Origin of the sequence: Achromobacter sp. UMC71, assembly GCF_014170305.1 — a bacterium.
GTDB lineage: Bacteria > Pseudomonadota > Gammaproteobacteria > Burkholderiales > Burkholderiaceae_B > Achromobacter.
This window is the reverse complement of the sequence record NZ_LZZT01000040.1, coordinates 71409-89037: the sequence shown is the minus strand read 5'-3', so window position 1 is coordinate 89037 and position 17629 is coordinate 71409. Positions and strand designations below refer to the sequence as shown.

Genomic DNA, 17629 nt, shown 5'->3' with positions numbered 1-17629 from the left:
GGGGACAGGCAGGCAAGACATGGCGGGCAGGGGGGAAATTCGTCAGGCGTGACGATAACCCAGACCGCTGCGCCCGCCGTCCGTATGGCCATTCAGGGCGGATCCTGGCGGCGGAGGGTAAAATGCCTTTTTTGTCTCAGACCGGGACGCCGCGCGCGCCGGTCGTGAAGGTGTCTCATGTCTACGCTTGCCGAGTCGTCTGTTCCCTCGAACGAACCTGCCGCTGCGCCCGCCGAAGCGGTCTACGATCCGACGCAGAAGCAGAAATCCCAGGCCAAGACGGCGCGCATCCCGATCAAGATCATTCCCGCTGAACGCCTGAAGAAGCCGGAATGGATCCGCGTCAAGGCCGCCCAGCCCGGATCGCGCTTCTACGATATCAAGCGCATCCTGCGCGAGCACAACCTGCACACGGTATGCGAGGAAGCCTCTTGCCCGAACATCGGCGAATGCTTCGGCAAGGGCACCGCCACGTTCATGATCATGGGCGACAAGTGCACCCGCCGCTGCCCGTTCTGTGATGTGGGCCATGGCCGTCCCGATCCGCTGGACACCAAAGAGCCCGAAAACCTCGCACGCACCATCGCTGCGATGAAGCTGTCGTATGTCGTGATCACCTCGGTCGACCGCGACGACCTGCGTGACGGCGGCGCCGGCCATTTCGTCGACTGCATCACGCACATCCGCGAACTGTCGCCGTCCACCCGCATCGAGGTGCTGGTGCCCGACTTCCGCGGCCGCCTGGACCGCGCGCTGACCATCCTGAACGCGGGTCCCCCGGATGTGATGAACCACAACCTGGAAACGGTGCCGCGCCTGTACAAGCAGGCGCGCCCGGGTTCGGACTACCTGCATTCGCTCAAGCTGCTGGCCGAGTTCAAGAAGCTGCATCCCAATGTTCCGACCAAGTCCGGCCTGATGCTGGGCCTGGGCGAGACGGACGAGGAAATCCTGCAGGTGATGCGCGACATGCGCGAGCACAACGTCGACATGCTGACTATCGGCCAGTATCTGCAGCCGTCGGAGCACCACCTGCCGGTGCTGCGCTACGTGCATCCCGATACGTTCGCGATGTTCGAGCGTGAAGCCTACGCGATGGGCTTTTCGCACGCGGCGGTGGGCGCCATGGTGCGTTCGTCGTACCACGCCGACGAGCAGGCGCATGCGGCGGGCGTGCCCAACTGATCCACGGCGCGCGCAGTTTCCGTCACGATGAAAAATGCCCCTTGCGGGGCATTTTTCATTCCGCGGCAGGGCGCGACACGCGGCTGGTCCAGAACACGTCCGGCCGGCCCGCCTGGTGGTTCAGGTAGCGCGCCAGCACGAACATCAGGTCCGATAGCCGGTTCAGGTATTGCCGCACCGGCGTGTTCACGGCGTCGGCGCGCGCCAGCGCCACCACGGCGCGTTCGGCCCGGCGGCAGGTGGTGCGTGCCAGGTGGGCGTACGCGGACGCGCGCGAGCCTCCTGGCAGGATGAATTCGCGCAAGGGGGCAAGCGCCGCGTTGTAATGCGCCAGCCGCGCATCCAGATGCGCCACCTGGGCATCGGCCAGCGCGACATGGCCGGGGATGCACAATTCCGCGCCCATATCGAACAAATCGTGTTGGATGGTCAGCAGATCTTCGGCCACCTCGGACGAGACCGGTTCGGTCAGGAGCAGGCCGATGACGCTGTTGAGCTCGTCCACGTCGCCCAGCGCGGCGATGCGGGCGGCGTCCTTGGGTACGCGCGACCCGTCCCCCAGCCCGGTGGTGCCGTCGTCCCCGGTGCGGGTGGCAATGACGGAAAGGCGGTTGGCCATGAGAGGTCCTTTGAAAACAACCGTCAAGATTGTTGCGTTATTGCGGGTGAACTATTGCGTAAGGACGGTATCCTAGCATTGTGGAAAACGCAGGAATGCCGTCTGGCTGCTCCCGCGCTTTCGTTGCAATCGGAGGATAACGCATGGCTTTCAACCGCAAATACGCAATGCCCACGGCCGTCGCCACCGCGATGGCGGTCGTGTCGCTGGCAACGCCGCTGGCGTTCGCGCAGCAGGCCGAGGCCAGCGGCGAAGTACGGCGCGTGGACCCGGCCGCGGGCAAGGTCACCATCAAGCACGACGCCATCAAGGCGCTGGATCTGCCAGCGATGACGCTGGTGTACGACGCCGATCCCGCGCTGCTGGCCAAGATCAAGGCGGGCGACAAGGTCCGCTTCACCGCCGAACGCAAGGACGGCAAATACGTGGTGACGGCTATCGCCAACTGACGATCCGCGCGCCCTGCGTAAAAAGGCCCGTCGCAATCGCTTGCGGCGGGCCTTTTCGTTGGGCGCTGCCCGTTGCCGGGCCGCCGCTTACAGCACGTAGCGGGCCAGGTCCTGGCTGCTGGCGGCTTCGGCCAGTTGGGCGTTGACATAGGCGGCGTCGATCTTGACCGTCTTGTCGCTGCTGGAGGTGGCGTCGAACGACAGCTCGTCCAGCAGTTTTTCCATCACCGTGTACAGGCGGCGCGCGCCGATGTTCTCGGTGGTTTCATTGACGTCGTAGGCCAGCTCGGCGAGGCGGCGCACGCCTTCGTCGGTGAATTCCAGCTGCACGTCTTCGGTGGCCATCAGCGCGGTGTACTGCTTGGTCAGCGACGCGTCGGTGTCCGACAGGATGCGCACGAAGTCTTCGGCGGTCAGCGATTCGAGTTCGACGCGGATCGGGAACCGGCCCTGCAGTTCAGGGATCAGGTCCGATGGGCGCGCCAGGTGGAAGGCACCCGAGGCGATGAACAGGATGTGGTCGGTGCGGACCATGCCGTAGCGCGTGTTGACGGTCGTGCCTTCGACCAGCGGCAGCAGGTCGCGTTGCACGCCCTGGCGCGAGACGTCGGCGCCGCCGCTTTCCTGGCGGGCCGCGATCTTGTCGATCTCGTCCAGGAAGACGATGCCGTTCTGCTCGACATTGTTGATGGCGGCGGTGCGCAGGTCTTCTTCGTTGACGCGCTTGGCGGCTTCTTCGTCGACGATCAGCTTGAAGGCTTCGCGCACCTTCATTTTCTTGGACTTCTTCTTGTCGCGGGCCATGCCGGCGAACATGCCGCGCAGCTGCTCGGCCATTTCTTCCATGCCGGGGGGCGTCATGACGTCCATCTGCGGTGCGGCCTGGGCGACTTCGATCTCGATTTCGAGGTCGTCGATCTTGCCCTCGCGCAGGCGCTTGCGGAAGGTCTGGCGGGCGCTGTTGTCTTCGCCGCGTTCGGGTTCGCCGGACGCGCCGCGCGGGGGCGGCACCAGGGCGTCCAGGATGCGGTCTTCGGCGGCGTCTTCGGCCTGGGTGCGCACGCGGCGCATTTCCAGTTCACGCGTCTGCTTGATCGAGTATTCGGTCAGGTCGCGGATGATGGTGTCGACGTCGCGGCCCACGTAGCCCACTTCGGTGAACTTGGTGGCTTCGATCTTGATGAACGGTGCGTTGGCCAGCTTGGCCAGGCGGCGGGCGATCTCGGTCTTGCCCACGCCGGTCGGGCCGATCATGAGAATGTTCTTGGGGTGGATCTCGTGGCGCAGCGGCTCGGCCACCTGCTGGCGGCGCCAGCGGTTGCGCAGGGCGACCGCTACGGCGCGCTTGGCGCGGTTCTGGCCAACGATGTATTTGTCGAGTTCGGAGACGATTTCTCCGGGCGTCATGTTGGATGCGGACATGAAGGCGAATCCTTGGAAAGCTAGGGCCGGCTGGGGGACGCGAGCCGCGGCGCAAAAACTTGCACCGCGCGGCAGGCGTCAGTCGCCCAGCGTTTCGATGACGTGGTTCTGGTTGGTGTAGATGCAGAGGTCGCCGGCAATCTCGAGAGATTGTTTGACGATGGTCTCGGGCGGCAGTTCCGTGTTGCGCAGCAGCGCCAGCGCGGCGGACTGCGCATAGGCGCCGCCCGAGCCGATGGCGGCCAGGCCGTGTTCGGGTTCGAGCACGTCGCCGTTGCCGGTCAGCACCAGGGTGTGTTCGGTGTCGGCCACGATCAGCATGGCTTCGAGCCGGCGCAGGACGCGATCGGTGCGCCAGTCGCGGGTGAGTTCCACGGCCGCGCGCATCAGGTTGCCCTGGTGCTTTTCGAGCTTGGCTTCGAAACGTTCCTGCAGCGTGAATGCGTCGGCGGTGGCGCCGGCGAAACCGGCCAGGATCTTGTCGTGGTACAGGCGGCGGATCTTGCGTGCCGTGCCCTTGACGACGATATTGCCCAGGGTGACCTGGCCATCGCCGCCGAGTGCGACGCGGTTGCCGCGGCGCACACACACGATGGTGGTGGCGTGAAATTGTTCCATGCGTTCCTTCCTTTGAAACGACTAGCTGGGGGCGATCCAAGGGAAATCAAGGCTTGTCGCCACGGCAATAAAAAAGGCCATGCTGCCAAAGCAGCATAGCCTTTCAGGGTGATGCCGAAAACGGGACGGATCAGTCGCCGTACAGCTTCTGGCGCATCTCGCGCCGCTCCTGCGCTTCCAGCGACAGGGTGGCGGTGGGGCGGGCCAGCAGGCGCGGAACGCCGATGGGTTCGCCCGTTTCCTCACACCAGCCGTATTCGCCGCTGTCGATGCGGGCGATGGACTGCTGCACCTTTTTCAGCAGCTTGCGCTCGCGGTCGCGGGTGCGCAGCTCAAGGGCGTGTTCTTCCTCGATGGTGGCGCGGTCGGCGGGATCGGGCACGAACTGCGTTTCGCGCAGGTGCTCGGTGGTTTCGCCGGCGTTGGCCAGGATGTCCTGTTCGAGTTGTTTGAGCCGTTCCTTGAAGAACGCCAGTTGACGTTCGTTCATATAGTCGGACTCGGGCATGGCCAGCAATTCCTTCTCGCTGGGCAGATCAATCGCCGTATCGCTCGTCGACTTGCTTGATTTTTTGGTTGCTGCCTTGGTAGCCATGAAAACACTCCACTATGAATCGATCCTGGCGCGGGGTTGCCTTCCCGGTCCGTGTGCTTGCTGCCTACGCTATCCGTACCTCACAGTACTGCCTTCGTCGCACCACGTCACGTATCCAAAAAGGGGATTACCCCGCCAGGCACTGCTCCAAGCCCCGGGTGAAAATTTCCTGGGGCAGCTTGCGTCCGATGAAGACCATCTTGGTGGACGGTTTTTCGGCCGCGGTCCACGGTTTGCCGGGTTCGGCGCCCATCATCATGTGCACACCCTGGAACAACATGCGGCGGTTGATGCCCTTCATGTACAGGATGCCTTTGTAGCGCAGCAGGTCGGGACCATAGACCTGCACCACACCGCCCAGGAATTCCTCAAGGCGCGCGGGATCGAACGGCTTGTTGGACCGGAACACGAACGCGCCGATTTCGTCGTCATGCTTGTGGTGGTGGTGATGATGCGCGTGATTGCAATGCGCCCCGCAATCGCCTTCGTGCTCATGGTCGTGGTCGTGACCGTGATCATGGCCGTGGTCGCCGTGCCCATGATCGTGCCCGTGGGCATGGCTGTGGGCGGCGTCGGGGTGTTCATCGGCCAGGAAGTCCGGGTCGATGTCCAGAATGGAATTCAGGTTGAAGCCGCTGATGTCGATGATGGACTTCAGGTCGGCGTCGCCGAAGTTGACCGCGGTGATGGGCGCGCGCGGGTTCATGTGCACCAGGCGGTTGCGCAGCGCTTCGTAGTCGACGTCGTTGACCAGGTCTTTCTTGGAAATCAGGATGCGGTCCGCGAAGCCGACCTGCTTCTGGGCTTCGGGTTGCTCGTCCAGCGTCGCCATGCCGTGCTTGGCGTCGACCACCGTGACCACCGCGTCCAGGCGGTAGTACTCGGCGATGTCGTCGTCCATGAAGAACGTCTGGCACACCGGGCCGGGGTTGGCCATGCCGGTGGTTTCCAGGATGACGCGTTCGAAATTCAGGGTGCCGGCTTCGCGCTTGGCGCGCAGCTCGGACAGCGTGCGCATCAGATCGCCGCGCACCGTGCAGCAGACGCAGCCGTTGGACAGTTCGATGATTTCTTCATCGCTGTCCTGCACCAGCAGGTCGTTGTCGATGCTTTCCGGTCCGAATTCGTTTTCGATGACCGCGACGCGGCGGCCGTGGAATTCGGTCAGGATGCGTTTGAGCAGGGTGGTCTTGCCCGCACCGAGAAAGCCGGTGAGGATGGTGACGGGAACCATTTTGTCCAAACTGCGCGGGGTGTTCATGGGCGAAGCTGCTTGCGTGAAGTAAGGCGGTAAAGGGTCACCGCCACAGGCTGCGAGGGCCGCCTGGAGGGGCCGGACGCAGGATTACAGCACAGTCGGGGGCAGGGGGCAAACCCCGGGCCAACCCGGGGGCCATAGCCGCCCAGATCGCGGCTGTACGCCGTCAAGTATCGGGCGATATCACTATTTTGGGGCAATTTTCCGGATTTCAAGGGTCCGGATCAGGCGGCCGCGGCCAGGGGGCGGACGGCCCCGCTGCAGAGGGGCCGCCCTGGGGTCTTAATGATGATGGTGGTGGTGCCCGGCGTCGGCGGGTTGCTTCTGCTGGCATTGCGGGCACAGCGCCCGGATCTCGGTTTCGTGGGTGGCCAGGACGTAGCCCGTCTGGGCGACGCGTTCGGCCAGTTGGCGGCTCATGGCGGGGTCGGAGACCTCGGACACGGCGCCGCAGCCAGTACAGACCACCAGCAGGTCGTGGGGCGCGCCGCCAGCGTCATGGCAGGCGCTCCAGGCGTTGACGGCATCCAGGCGATGGATCAGGCCTTCGTCCATCAGGAAGTCCAGGGCGCGGTAGACCGTGGGGGGCGCGGCGCCCGGGTGGACTTCGCGCATGGCGTCGAGCAGTTCGTAGGCTTTCAGGCTGCGGCCGTGACGCAACAGCAGTTCCAGCACCTTGCGGCGGATGGGGGTCAAGCGGCGGCCGCGCTGTTCGCACAGCGTCTCGGCGACGCTGAGCTGGGCGCCTACGGTGTCGCTGCGGGGAGAACGGGGCGGAGCGGGCATGGCGGGCTTCATCTGAATTAGGAACGCGCGCGACGCGCGCGAGATGCCTGGAAGGTAGCAGAAAACACCTTGATGCGGGCGAAAGCGGCCGATTCAAGCTTTTTAGTTATGATATAACATAATAATTCTGTTCCGCAGCCTGCCGTTCCCATGTCTCATTTCACGCTTTTGCCCACGCGGCCCGGCGCCGCGCCGGGGCCGGGCGCTTACCCCCGTTCCAGCTTCCTGGCGTCCGCCTGGCGCCGCATGGCCTACGCGCTGGCCGCGTCGGCCGTGCTGTGGGCGCTCACCGGCTGGGCCATGGGCTGGTGGCCGCGATGAGCGCCGCGCCAGTCGCCATCGAGCTGCGGGACGCGTCCTTCGGCTGGCACGGGCATGCGGCCCTGCGCGGCGTGTCGGGCCGCTTCGAGCCGGGCGCGATGACCGCCGTGGTCGGCCCCAACGGCGCCGGCAAGTCGACATTGATCAAAGGCATCATGGGGGTGCTGCGGCCGCTGTCGGGCAGCGTCACCGTGGGCGGGGCCGGCCGTTCCGAACTGGCCTGGCTGCCCCAGGCTGCCGAACTCGACCGGTCCTTTCCGGTGACCGTGCTGGATCTGGTGGCAATGGGCGCGTGGCGTCGCGTCGGCGCGTGGCGCCGGTACGGGGCCGAGGAAATCGATCGCTGCCTGCACGCGTTGGACACGGTGGGCCTGGCGGGCATGGCCGCGCGCGGCGTGGACACGCTGTCCGGCGGGCAGATGCAGCGCACGCTGTTCGCGCGGATGCTGTTGCAGGACGCGCCCGTGCTGCTGCTGGACGAGCCATTCGCCGCGGTGGACAGCCACACGGCCGACGACCTGATGGCGTTGCTTTGCGGCTTGCACGGTCAGGGCCGCACGGTGATCGCCGTGCTGCACGACCTGGACATGGTGCGCGACCATTTTCCGCAATGCCTGCTGCTGTCCGGCTCGGTGGTGGCCTGGGGCGATACGGAAACCACGCTGTGCGATACGCACCTGAAAACGGCGCGCCAATGGCACGCGGGGGCGTTCGCATGACCGCGCTGCAGTGGGCCGTGGCGCCCTTCCTGGACTACGGATTCATGCGCCGCGCGCTGGCCGGCGCCAGCGCCTTGTCGCTGGGCGCGGCGCCGCTGGGCGTGTTCCTGGTGTTGCGGCGCATGAGCCTGATGGGCGACGCCATGTCGCACGCCATTTTGCCGGGCGTGGCGGCGGGCTTTTTGCTGTCGGGCCTGTCGCTGGGCGCGATGATGCTGGGTGGCATCGCCACCGGCCTGGCCGTGGCGCTGCTGGCCGGCCTGGTGGCGCGCCTGACGCCGCTGCGCGAGGACGCCAGTTTCGCCGCCTTCTACCTGATATCGCTGGGCCTGGGGGTGCTGCTGGTGTCGCTGCGCGGTTCCAACATGGACCTGCTGCACGTGCTGTTCGGCACGGTGCTGGGCCTGGACGACGCGGCGCTGCTGCTGGTCACGGGCACGGCCAGCGTCACGCTGGTGGCGTTGGCGGGGCTGTACCGGATGCTGGTGGCCGAATGCCTGGACCCGGGCTTCCTGCGCGCCAGCGGCGGGCGCGGCGGCTGGGTCCACATGGGGTTCCTGGTGCTGGTGGTGGTGAACCTGGTGGCGGGCTTCCAGGTGCTGGGTACCTTGATGGTGGTCGGCATCATGATGCTGCCGGCCGCCGCCGCCCGCTTCTGGCTGCGTTCGGCGGCCGGCCAGATTCCGCTGGCCGCTGGCGTGGGCGTGGCCGCCTCGGTCGCCGGCCTGCTGGTGTCGTACCACTTCAATGTGCCGGCCTCGCCCGCCATCATCCTGGCCGCCGGCGTCTGTTACCTGTTTTCCATCGTTTGCGGCCCGCAAGGCGGGCTGCTGCGGGCGCCGCGCAGATCGCGCCGGGCCTGACCCCTCAAGGAGATACGCTATGCCTACCCTATTGCCGGCGCTGTCGCGCCGCCGCGCCTTGCTGGCCGCCGCCGGCCTGTGGTTGTCCGCGACGTTCGGGGCGGCGCACGCCGCCCAGCCGTTGCAGGCCGTGGCCAGCTTTTCCATTCTGGGCGACATCGTGCGCGAAGTCGGCGGCGATGACGTGCAGCTGACCACGCTGGTCGGTCCCGACGGCGATGCCCATGAATACGAACCCACCCCCGCCGATGCCAAGAAGCTGTCGGTCGCCAAGGTGCTGTTCGTGAACGGGCTGGATTTCGAGGCCTGGCTGCCCAGGCTGGTCAAGGCGTCGGGCTTTGCCGGCCAGACCGTGGTGGCGTCCAAGGGCATCACGCCGCGCAAGTTCGCCGGCCATGGCCACGACCACGGCGACAAGGACCAGGATCATGGCTCGGCCCATGCCCATGGCGGCGAAGACGGCCACCATCATGGCGACGCCGACCCGCATGCCTGGCAGAACCTGGCCAACGGCGTGATCTACGCGCGCAACGTGGCCGACGGCCTGGCCGCCGCAGACCCGGCGCACGCCGACGCCTACCGCCAGCGCGCCGATGCCTACATCGCCCGCTTGCAGGCAGCCGACGCGGCGGTGCGCAAGACCTTCGCGGCGATTCCGGCGGAGCGTCGCAAGGTGGTCACGTCGCATGACGCATTCGGCTACTTCGGCGACGCCTATGGCGTGGAATTCATTTCGGCCGTCGGCGTGTCGACTGCGGCGGAGCCCGCGGCCGGCGACGTGGCGCGCATCATCGAGCAGGTCAAGCGCGACAAGGTGCCGGCGGTGTTCGTCGAGAACATCACCAGCCCGCGTCTGGTGCAGCAGATCGCGCGCGAAACGGGCGCCAAAGTGGGTGGTACGCTTTATTCCGACGCGCTGTCCAAGCCTGGACAACCCGGCGCCACCTACCTGGAAATGTTTGAATGGAACGTACGTCAGCTCGCCGCGGCCTTGCAGCCCTGATCGCCGCGACGGGCGCGCTGGCGGCCACTGCCGCCGGCGCGCACCCGCATATGTGGATCGACGCCCGCGCGGTGGTCGATCTGGACGAGCAGCATCGCATCACCGCGGTGCGGCAGGTCTGGCTGTTCGACGAGATGTTCGGCGCCTACGCCACGCAAGGGCTCAAGAAAGGCAAGGGCGGCACGCTTGCCGACGACACCTTGAAGGGCATGGCGCAAGACTGGATGAAGGCGCTGGGCGAGCCGGTCTCGCACTATTTCACCCGCGTCACCGTGGCGGGCAAGACCGCGGCGTTCGCCGCGCCGCGCGATGCGCGCGTGACCTGGAACGCCAAGACCGGCCGATTGGCGCTGGCCTTCACGTTGCCGCTGGCCGAGCCCGCCGCGCTGGACGCCGCGGGCGCCCAGGTCGACATCTACGATCCGACGTATTTCGTGGCCTACGCCTTCGACGAGAAGGGCGCCGTGACGCTGGGCGGGCCGGGCGCGGCGGCCTGCAAGCCGGCGTACCGCAAGCCCAAGGAACTGGATTGGAACACCATGCAGCAACTGGCCGCGATACCGGCCGATCCGGATGCGCTGCCGGAAGAACTCTTTGCCATTACCAAGGGGCTGACGCACCGCATCGAGGTCCAATGTTCGTGATCCGGCGTCCGGCCGCCGCCGCGCTGGCATGGCTGCTGGCACTGGCCGCCATGAGCTGGATGGGCGCGGCCGACGCGCAGGGCGCGCACCCGTTCGGCGTGCCGGAAAGCGGCGCAGGCCTGGGCGGCCCAAGCTGGCTGGCGAGCTTTTTCGGCCAGGTGTCGGTGTGGCAAAGCCACTTCTACCGTCAGCTGACGGGCGCGGTGCGGGCCTGGCAGGCCGATGGCGGCGCGGCCTGGACGCTGATCGGCCTGTCCTTCGCCTACGGCGTCTTCCACGCGTTGGGACCGGGCCATGGCAAGGCGGTGATTTCCTCGTATGTATTGGCCAACCGGCAGACCGCGCGCAACGGCGCCGTGCTGGCCCTGGTGTCTTCGTTGGCGCAGGCCCTGGTGGCGATTGCGATGGTGACGGCGCTGGCGCTGGTGTTTAACGCGACGGCGGCCACCATGAACCAGGCCACGCGCTGGCTGGAGCTGGCGTCATACGCGCTGGTGACGCTGCTGGGCGCGTGGCTGGTGTGGGTCAAGGCGGTCCGGCCATTGCTGCGCAAGCGGGTGGCCGTGGAACGGCAGGCGGGGCAGGCCACCGTCGTGTCAATGCCGGCCGTGATCGTGGTGCCGGGCCCGGTCTTGAAGGGGGGCGCGGCGTTACGGGCCATCACGGTACAGACGGCACCCGTGCGACCGGTGGCCGCGCAGAAGGGTTTGCAGGGCCATGCGCCGGAACATGCCCACATCCATCACCAGCATCACGACGACTGCGGTTGCGGCCATGCCCATGTGCCGCCGCCGGAGCAGATGGTGGGGCCGCTGAACTGGCGGCGCGCGTGGTCGGCGATCCTGGCAGTGGGCTTGCGCCCCTGCAGCGGCGCGTTGATCGTGCTGGTGTTCGCGTTGTCGCAGGGGTTTTTCATGGCGGGCGTGGCGTCGGCATTGGCGATGGGCCTGGGCACGGGTCTGACGGTCGCGGCGCTGGCTTGCCTGGCGGTTGCCGCCGGCAGCGCGGCCACGGCCTTGGGCGGCCGCCTATCCAGCGTGGGCGCGGCGCGCCTGCGCTATGGCGTGGAAGCCCTGGCCGCATTGGCCGTGCTGATGTTGGGAGTGCTGCTGCTGGGCGGCATGCTGGCTGGCGGCGGCTGACCCGCCGGCGTCAGGATTTGCGCCCGGCGCGCGGATGCGCCTGGTCGTAGGCGCGGGCCAGGTGCTGGAAGTCCAGCCGGGTGTAGATCTGGGTGGTGGAGATGTTGGCGTGGCCCAGCATTTCCTGCACGGCGCGCAGGTCCTGGGCCGATTGCAGGACGTGGCTGGCGAAGCTGTGGCGCAGCACGTGCGGATGCACGTGGGTGGGCAGGCCGGCGGTCTGCGCGACATGAGCCAATTGCAGCTGCACCACGCGCGGCGAAATGCGCCGGCCCCGTGCGCCCAGGAACAGCGCGGCCGCGTCCTGGGGCTGCGCGGCCGGCGGCGCCAGTTGCGCACGCACGTCGATCCAGCGGCGCAGGGCGGCCAGGGCGGCTTGGCCGACCGGCACCGAGCGGCGCTTGCCGCCCTTGCCCAGCACGATGACTTCGGCTTCGTCCAGGTTGAGCCAGCCGCGTGATTCATAGTCGGCCGAGCGCTCGTAGCGCAGGTCCAGCCCCACCAGTTCAGACAAACGCAGCCCGCTGGAATACAGCAATTCGAACATGGCCTGGTCGCGCAGCGGGGCCGGTTCGGTGGCGACCTGGGCCTGCGGGCGGTCGAGCAGCGCCTGGGTCTGTTCCACGGACAGGGCCTTGGGCAGGCCGCGCGGCGCCTTCGGGGCGCGCACGCCGGCGACGGGATTGCCGGCCAGGCCGATGGCAGGGGCCCACCACTGATAGAAGCCGCGCCAGGCCGCCAGCGTGCGGGCCAGGCTGCGCGGGCCGCGGCCCTGGGCATGTAGCCGCGCGACGAATTGGCGGATGTGGCCGTTGCTCAGCTTGTCCAGCGGCAGCTTGGCGCGGTCAGCCAGTTCGCGCAGGAAGTGCAGTTCGCGCCGGTAGCCGTCCAGCGTGTGGGGGGAATAGCGGCGGTTGGCTTCCAGATGGCGCAGCCAGGCGGCCATCGGGTCTGGCAGCGGGGCGTCCGGGGCTTGCGGGTCTGGCATGGCGTGCTCCGGAGCCCCCGCTGTCATGGGGATCAGGCCTTGGGCGCGGCCGGGTTCAGCCGGTGCAGCGCGGCCGAGGCCAGCTGGCCGATGGATTCCAGGAACGCGGTGCCCATGTCGGGGGTGAAGCGTTCGGCGTCGTCCGATCCCAGCACCAGCAAGCCTACGCTGGCGCCGTCGGCTTCCAGGCGCAGCGGCACCAGGGCCAGCGACTTGGGCTTGGCATCCAGCCAGCCGGCGGCCTCAAAGGCGGTGTCGGTGCCGCAATACGGTGTTTTCAGGCTGTCGGTGAAGGTGCGCACGTCTTGCGTGACGGGCTCGCCATAGCCGGTTTCGGGCAGGTCAGGCAGGTTCCACAGGCGCAGCGCCACATGGTTGATGTCGAACTGCTCGGCCAGGCCCAGCGCGATTTCGCCAGGCACCAGCTGCGGGTCGTTTTCGGACAGCAGGCGGCAGCACCACTTGGCGACGTGGCCGCCGATGGTTTCGTTGGCGGTGGCGTTGCGCACCAGTTCGTTCAGGCGCCATTCGAGTTCGCGGTTGCGTTCGCGCAGCGTGAGGATCTGGCGTTCGCCCAGCGAGATGGCGCGCGAGCCGTGCGGATGCGGCACCTGCAGCGTGGCGAAGACGTCGGCGTGCTGGTCGAAGAAGCCGGGATGTTCCTGCAGGAAAGCGGCGATGTCCTGGGCGGTGAAAGCGGTATCGGTCATGGGGTTATCGGTTCAGCGCCATGGAAAAGACGAGCTTGTCGATGTCGACCAGCCCCGTGAAGACGGATTCGGCCGGGCCGGTCATGCGCAACTGGCCGTCGGTCCAGGCGACGGTCAGCACGCCGCCGCGCGTTTGCACGCGCACCGGGGAATCGAGCAGGCCGCGGCGGATGCCGGCCGCGACCGCGGCGCAGGCGCCGGTGCCGCAAGCCAGGGTTTCGCCGGCGCCGCGTTCGTGCACGCGCAGCCGGATGTTGTGGCGGTCGACCACCTGCATGAAGCCGGCGTTGACCCGGCGCGCGAAGCGCGGGTGATTTTCGATCAGCGGGCCGATGACGGCGACGGGCGCGGTATCGACATTGTCGACCACCTGCACCGCATGCGGGTTGGAAATGGCCACGGCGGACAGGGCTACGTTTTGCGGCAGGCCGGCAGGCGCATCCAGCGGCAGCTCCCAGAGGGTGTCCTGGCCTTCGGTGCGCGATGTCAGTCCGGCGGTGTCAAAAGGCAATGCGGCCGGGTCGAAGCGGGTGCTGCCCATGTCGACGGTGACCTGTTCGTCGTCGCCTTCGTCCAGGACCAGAATGCCGGTGGCGATCTCGGCGCGCAGCGGATTGCGGTCGGACAGGCCTTGTTCGTGCACGAAGCGCACGAAGCAGCGCGCGCCGTTGCCGCAATGCTCGACTTCGCTGCCGTCGGAATTGAAAATGCGGTAGCGGAAATCGGCGTCGGGCCGGGTGGCGGGTTCGACCAGCAGGATCTGGTCGGCGCCGATGCCGAAGTGCCGGTCGCCGAGCGCGCGGGCGCGTTCGGGCGTCATTTCGATGGCCTGGCGAACGCCGTCGAGCACGACGAAGTCGTTGCCCGCGCCATGCATTTTGGTGAAGTTCCAGTTCATGGGGGGATTATCGCCCATTCTGGCGCGGGAAACCGCCAGCGCCGTGGCGCCGGCGGGCAATGTTGCGTGCGGGCGGCCTGGCCACTTGCGGCGTCCCGCCGCAGGGGCGCCCGCCGACTAGTAGATCTTGGCTTCGCCCGGCGGCCGGGTCTTGAAGCGGCGGTGGACCCAGTAGTACTGGCTGGGGCAGCGGCGCACCCAGGCTTCGAGCTCGCGGTTCAGGCGCGCGGTGGCGTCTTCCAGCGTGTCGTCTCCCGGGAAGTTTTCCAGCGGGGGCAGCACTTCGGCGTGGTAACGACCGGTTTCCGGATTCCAGAAATCCAGGATGGGCAGTACTGCCGCGTCCCATTTCTTGGCCAGCTGGGCGGTCGCCAGCAGGGTGGCCGCCTGGATGCCGAAGAACGGCACGAACACGGCGCCCTGGCGGCCGAAGTCCATGTCGGGCAGGTAATACACCGGGCGCGGTGCGCGCAGATGGCGGATCAGTTCGCGCACGCCATCCTTGCGGCTGACCAGGAAGACCTCGTTGAAACGCGCGCGTCCGGCGGCCACGACCGCGTCGATATGCGGGTCGCTTTGCGGGGTGTACATGGTGGCCGCGCTGGGTACTTCCATGGTCAGGCGGGTGGCGGCGGCGTCCAGGCCGATGAAGTGCGGCGCCAGCAGGATGACGGTGCGGCCCTGGGCGGTCAGTTCATTGATGCGTTCGGCGCCGCTTTGCGTGACCATGTCCTTGATGGCCTCGGGCGTGCCATACCAGAGCACGCCGCGGTCGACGATGGATTGCGCCAGGGCCCGGAAATGTTCGCGTACCCAGCGCTCGCGCACGGTTTCGGGTTGATCGGGAAAGCACAGTTCGAGATTGCGGCGCACGATGCGCGTGCGCGATTTGGCCAGGTGCATGGCCAGCCAGCCGAGCGCGGCGCCGATGCGTTGGCGGGTGCCGGGCCGCATGCGGCCGAACCATTTCAGCAGCGACACCAGCGTGCGCGTTTTTTTATCCGTTTTTGAATCGTTCATGGGCAAGGGTGAGGCATAAGACCTGGGCGGCGGAAGAGGCGCTGCGGTGGCGTCAGCCGGGTTCGGTGGCGGTGCCGTCGGCGGGCGCCGGCGGCGCGCCGCGGGGGGTCTTGTACCGGTTGTAGCTCCAGAGATATTGCTGCGGGCAGCGGCGGATCAGGGTCTCCATGGCGGCGTTCAGCAGCGCGGCCTGGGCCTGCGGGTCGGCGGGCAGGGGTTCGGGCACCCGCACATAATGGATGCGCCAGCCGCGGCCACCGGGCAAGCGTTCGCCGGCGGTCAGGATGATCGGCACGCCGGTCTGGGTGGCCAGCTTGCCGGGCAAGGTCATGGTGTAGGCCATGCGCCCGAAAAAGGGCGCCCAGACGCCGTCGCCGACGCCGGGCGCCTGGTCGGGCAGCATGCCCACCGATTCGCCGCGCCGCAGGGCGCGCACGAATTCGCGCACGCCTTGCATGGTGGCGGGCACGGCGTTGACGGCCGAGCTGTTGCGGGCGGTTTCCAGCAGCGGCGCCAGGATGTCCTTGCGCGGGGGGCGGAACATCACCGTCATGGGCATCTGGCGGGCCAGGTAGCGGGCGGTGATCTCGAAGCAGCCCAGGTGCGGGGTCAGGAACAGGATGCCGCGGTTTTCGGCGCGGGCGGCATCCACGATGGCGTTGTCGTCGGACACGACCTGGGCTAGGCTGGGCTCATTGCGGAACCAGACCCGCGGCATTTCCAGGATCATCGCGCCGGCCTCGCCCGCCGCCTGGCGGGCAAAGGCCGCGCCCGGGTAGCCGGCTTGGGCGGCATTGGCCTGCAGCCGGCGCCGGTATTTGCCTGGAAACGCATAGGCGGCGCGGCCAAGCAGGCGCCCCAGCGCGTGCGCGACGGGCAGGGGCAGGGCGGCAAACAGGCGGAACAGGACGAGCAGCATGCGGCAAATGAGTGAGATCGGGCATGGTGATGCCGGTGCTCGCGGGAAAGACCCCTCCCGCGGCACAAGCATAAGAATCGCATTTTCGCTTAAAATCGGCAGGTCGCCGAGTTAACCGACAACTTGCGGGGCGACGGCAGGGGTCAAGCGCATTGCGCGGCTCTTGCCAAATCCGCTAAAGCGTCGCGCCCAGATCAGCGTATGTCATGCAGTCCGGGGTGCAACGCGCCTCATGAACCTATGTCCCGGCGGTACCGGGCGCTAAAGGACGCATCTGTGGCCAACAACGACTTTCTCTTTACCTCCGAATCCGTCTCTGAAGGGCACCCCGACAAGGTAGCCGACCAGATTTCCGACGCGATCCTGGACGCCATTTTCACGCAGGACCCCAACGCGCGCGTCGCGGCCGAAACCCTGTGCAACACGGGTCTGGTCGTGCTGGCTGGTGAAATCACCACCACCGCCAACGTCGACTACATTCAGGTCGCACGCGACACGATCCGCCGCATCGGCTATGACAATACCGAATACGGTATCGACTACAAGGGTTGCGCGGTGCTGGTCGCCTACGACAAGCAGTCGCCGGATATCGCCCAGGGCGTGGACCGCAGCTCGGAAGACTACCTGAACCAGGGCGCGGGCGACCAAGGCCTGATGTTCGGCTACGCCTGCGACGAAACCCCCGACCTGATGCCGGCGCCGATCTGGTACGCGCACCGCCTGGTGCAGCGCCAGAGCGAACTGCGCAAGGACGGCCGCCTGCCGTGGCTGCGCCCTGACGCCAAGTCGCAAGTGACGTTCCGCTATATCAACGGCCGCCCGGCGGAAGTCGACACCGTGGTGCTGTCGACCCAGCACGCGCCCGACGTCACGCAGGACACCATCCGCGAAGCTGTCATCGAAGACATCATCAAGCCCAGCTTCCCCGAAGGCCTGATCACCCCGCAGACCAAGTTCCTGGTCAACCCGACCGGCCGCTTCGTCATCGGTGGCCCGCAAGGCGATTGCGGCCTGACCGGCCGCAAGATCATCGTCGACACCTACGGCGGCGCATGCCCGCACGGCGGCGGCGCGTTCTCGGGCAAGGATCCGTCCAAGGTCGACCGCTCGGCCGCTTACGCCGCCCGCTACGTGGCCAAGAACATCGTGGCCGCCGGCCTGGCGCGCCAGTGCCAGGTGCAGGTCAGCTACGCCATCGGCGTGGCGGAACCCATCAACATCACCGTCTACACCGAAGGCACCGGCGTCATCCCCGACGACCAGCTCGCCAAGCTGGTGCGCGAGCACTTCGACCTGCGTCCGAAGGGCATCGTGAACATGCTGGACCTGCTGCGCCCGATCTACACCAAGACCGCCGCCTATGGCCACTTCGGCCGTTCCGAACCGGAATTCTCGTGGGAAGCCGCGGACAAGGTCCAGGAACTGAAGAAGGCGCTGTAAACCGCGCGTTGTCAGCAAGAAAGCCCCTGC

20 protein-coding genes are annotated in these 17629 nt (G+C 67.2%); 9 read left to right on the top strand and 11 right to left on the bottom strand.

What is annotated here, in order from left to right:
• Positions 1-177: 177 nt before the first annotated feature.
• Positions 178-1185, top strand: a complete 1008-nt coding sequence (lipA, locus tag A9974_RS19990) for a lipoyl synthase (protein ID WP_183005915.1) — start codon at positions 178-180, stop codon at positions 1183-1185.
• A gap of 55 nt (positions 1186-1240) precedes the next feature.
• On the opposite strand, the gene A9974_RS19985 is transcribed toward lipA, so the two are convergent.
• Entirely contained in the window at positions 1241-1804 is a 564-nt protein-coding gene (locus tag A9974_RS19985; protein ID WP_025136246.1) for a cob(I)yrinic acid a,c-diamide adenosyltransferase, read from the bottom strand.
• A gap of 143 nt (positions 1805-1947) precedes the next feature.
• Here A9974_RS19985 and A9974_RS19980 point away from each other — a divergent pair, with 143 nt between their 5' ends.
• Positions 1948-2253, top strand: a complete 306-nt coding sequence (locus A9974_RS19980; protein ID WP_183005914.1) for a copper-binding protein — start codon at positions 1948-1950, stop codon at positions 2251-2253.
• Positions 2254-2340: 87 nt separating this feature from the next.
• Here the strand turns inward: A9974_RS19980 and hslU are convergent, their stop codons facing one another.
• The 5 genes from hslU to A9974_RS19955 all read right to left on the bottom strand — a co-directional run bounded on the left by hslU (position 2341) and on the right by A9974_RS19955 (position 6932).
• Positions 2341-3675 carry an ATP-dependent protease ATPase subunit HslU gene (hslU, locus tag A9974_RS19975; RefSeq protein ID WP_183005913.1) on the bottom strand — a complete coding sequence of 445 codons (1335 nt, stop codon included), beginning with the start codon at positions 3673-3675 and terminating at the stop codon, positions 2341-2343.
• Positions 3676-3753: 78 nt separating this feature from the next.
• The gene (gene hslV, locus A9974_RS19970) at positions 3754-4293 is read right to left on the bottom strand and encodes an ATP-dependent protease subunit HslV (protein ID WP_025136243.1); all 540 of its coding nucleotides are present in this window, start codon (positions 4291-4293) and stop codon (positions 3754-3756) included.
• Positions 4294-4423: 130 nt separating this feature from the next.
• Positions 4424-4888, bottom strand: coding sequence for an RNA polymerase-binding protein DksA (gene dksA, locus A9974_RS19965; RefSeq protein WP_006216410.1), 465 nt, complete (start codon positions 4886-4888; stop codon positions 4424-4426).
• A gap of 127 nt (positions 4889-5015) precedes the next feature.
• Positions 5016-6149, bottom strand: a complete 1134-nt coding sequence (locus A9974_RS19960) for a GTP-binding protein (protein ID WP_183005912.1) — start codon at positions 6147-6149, stop codon at positions 5016-5018.
• A gap of 279 nt (positions 6150-6428) precedes the next feature.
• Complete coding sequence (locus tag A9974_RS19955) at positions 6429-6932, bottom strand: Fur family transcriptional regulator (RefSeq protein ID WP_183005911.1); 504 nt, start codon at positions 6930-6932, stop codon at positions 6429-6431.
• Positions 6933-7082: 150 nt separating this feature from the next.
• Here A9974_RS19955 and A9974_RS19950 point away from each other — a divergent pair, with 150 nt between their 5' ends.
• From A9974_RS19950 to A9974_RS19925, 6 genes are read left to right on the top strand one after another with little or no spacing between them, the layout of a single operon-like run.
• Entirely contained in the window at positions 7083-7253 is a 171-nt protein-coding gene (locus tag A9974_RS19950; protein WP_183005910.1) for a hypothetical protein, read from the top strand.
• Positions 7250-7972 carry a metal ABC transporter ATP-binding protein gene (locus tag A9974_RS19945; RefSeq protein ID WP_183005909.1) on the top strand — a complete coding sequence of 241 codons (723 nt, stop codon included), beginning with the start codon at positions 7250-7252 and terminating at the stop codon, positions 7970-7972. Before A9974_RS19950 ends, A9974_RS19945 begins: the two co-directional genes overlap by 4 nt.
• The gene (locus A9974_RS19940) at positions 7969-8835 is read left to right on the top strand and encodes a metal ABC transporter permease (protein ID WP_183005908.1); all 867 of its coding nucleotides are present in this window, start codon (positions 7969-7971) and stop codon (positions 8833-8835) included. The genes A9974_RS19945 and A9974_RS19940 overlap by 4 nt, the downstream gene beginning before the upstream one ends.
• A 19-nt stretch (positions 8836-8854) precedes the next feature.
• Positions 8855-9838 (top strand): metal ABC transporter substrate-binding protein, encoded by a 984-nt coding sequence (locus tag A9974_RS19935; protein ID WP_183005907.1) that lies wholly within the window; start codon positions 8855-8857, stop codon positions 9836-9838.
• Complete coding sequence (locus A9974_RS19930) at positions 9799-10482, top strand: DUF1007 family protein (RefSeq protein WP_183005906.1); 684 nt, start codon at positions 9799-9801, stop codon at positions 10480-10482. The genes A9974_RS19935 and A9974_RS19930 overlap by 40 nt, the downstream gene beginning before the upstream one ends.
• A complete protein-coding gene (locus tag A9974_RS19925; RefSeq protein WP_183005905.1) occupies positions 10473-11624 on the top strand; it encodes a nickel/cobalt transporter in 1152 nt (383 codons plus the stop codon). The genes A9974_RS19930 and A9974_RS19925 overlap by 10 nt, the downstream gene beginning before the upstream one ends.
• 10 nt (positions 11625-11634) lie before the next feature.
• Here A9974_RS19925 and xerC read toward each other — a convergent pair whose 3' ends face one another.
• From xerC to A9974_RS19900, 5 genes are all read right to left on the bottom strand, one after another.
• Positions 11635-12612, bottom strand: coding sequence for a tyrosine recombinase XerC (gene xerC, locus A9974_RS19920; protein ID WP_183005904.1), 978 nt, complete (start codon positions 12610-12612; stop codon positions 11635-11637).
• Positions 12613-12644: 32 nt separating this feature from the next.
• Entirely contained in the window at positions 12645-13322 is a 678-nt protein-coding gene (locus A9974_RS19915) for a DUF484 family protein (protein ID WP_183005903.1), read from the bottom strand.
• 4 nt (positions 13323-13326) lie between these two features.
• Complete coding sequence (dapF, locus tag A9974_RS19910) at positions 13327-14238, bottom strand: diaminopimelate epimerase (RefSeq protein ID WP_183005902.1); 912 nt, start codon at positions 14236-14238, stop codon at positions 13327-13329.
• A gap of 99 nt (positions 14239-14337) precedes the next feature.
• Positions 14338-15240, bottom strand: a complete 903-nt coding sequence (locus tag A9974_RS19905) for a lysophospholipid acyltransferase family protein (protein ID WP_183005901.1) — start codon at positions 15238-15240, stop codon at positions 14338-14340.
• Between the two features lie 52 nt (positions 15241-15292).
• Positions 15293-16159: a lysophospholipid acyltransferase family protein gene (locus tag A9974_RS19900; protein ID WP_183005900.1), complete on the bottom strand. Its 867-nt coding sequence runs from the start codon at positions 16157-16159 to the stop codon at positions 15293-15295.
• A 276-nt stretch (positions 16160-16435) separates the two neighbouring features.
• Between A9974_RS19900 and metK the strand changes: the two genes are divergently transcribed.
• Entirely contained in the window at positions 16436-17599 is a 1164-nt protein-coding gene (gene metK / locus A9974_RS19895) for a methionine adenosyltransferase (protein ID WP_183005899.1), read from the top strand.
• The last annotated feature ends 30 nt before the right edge of the window (positions 17600-17629 follow it).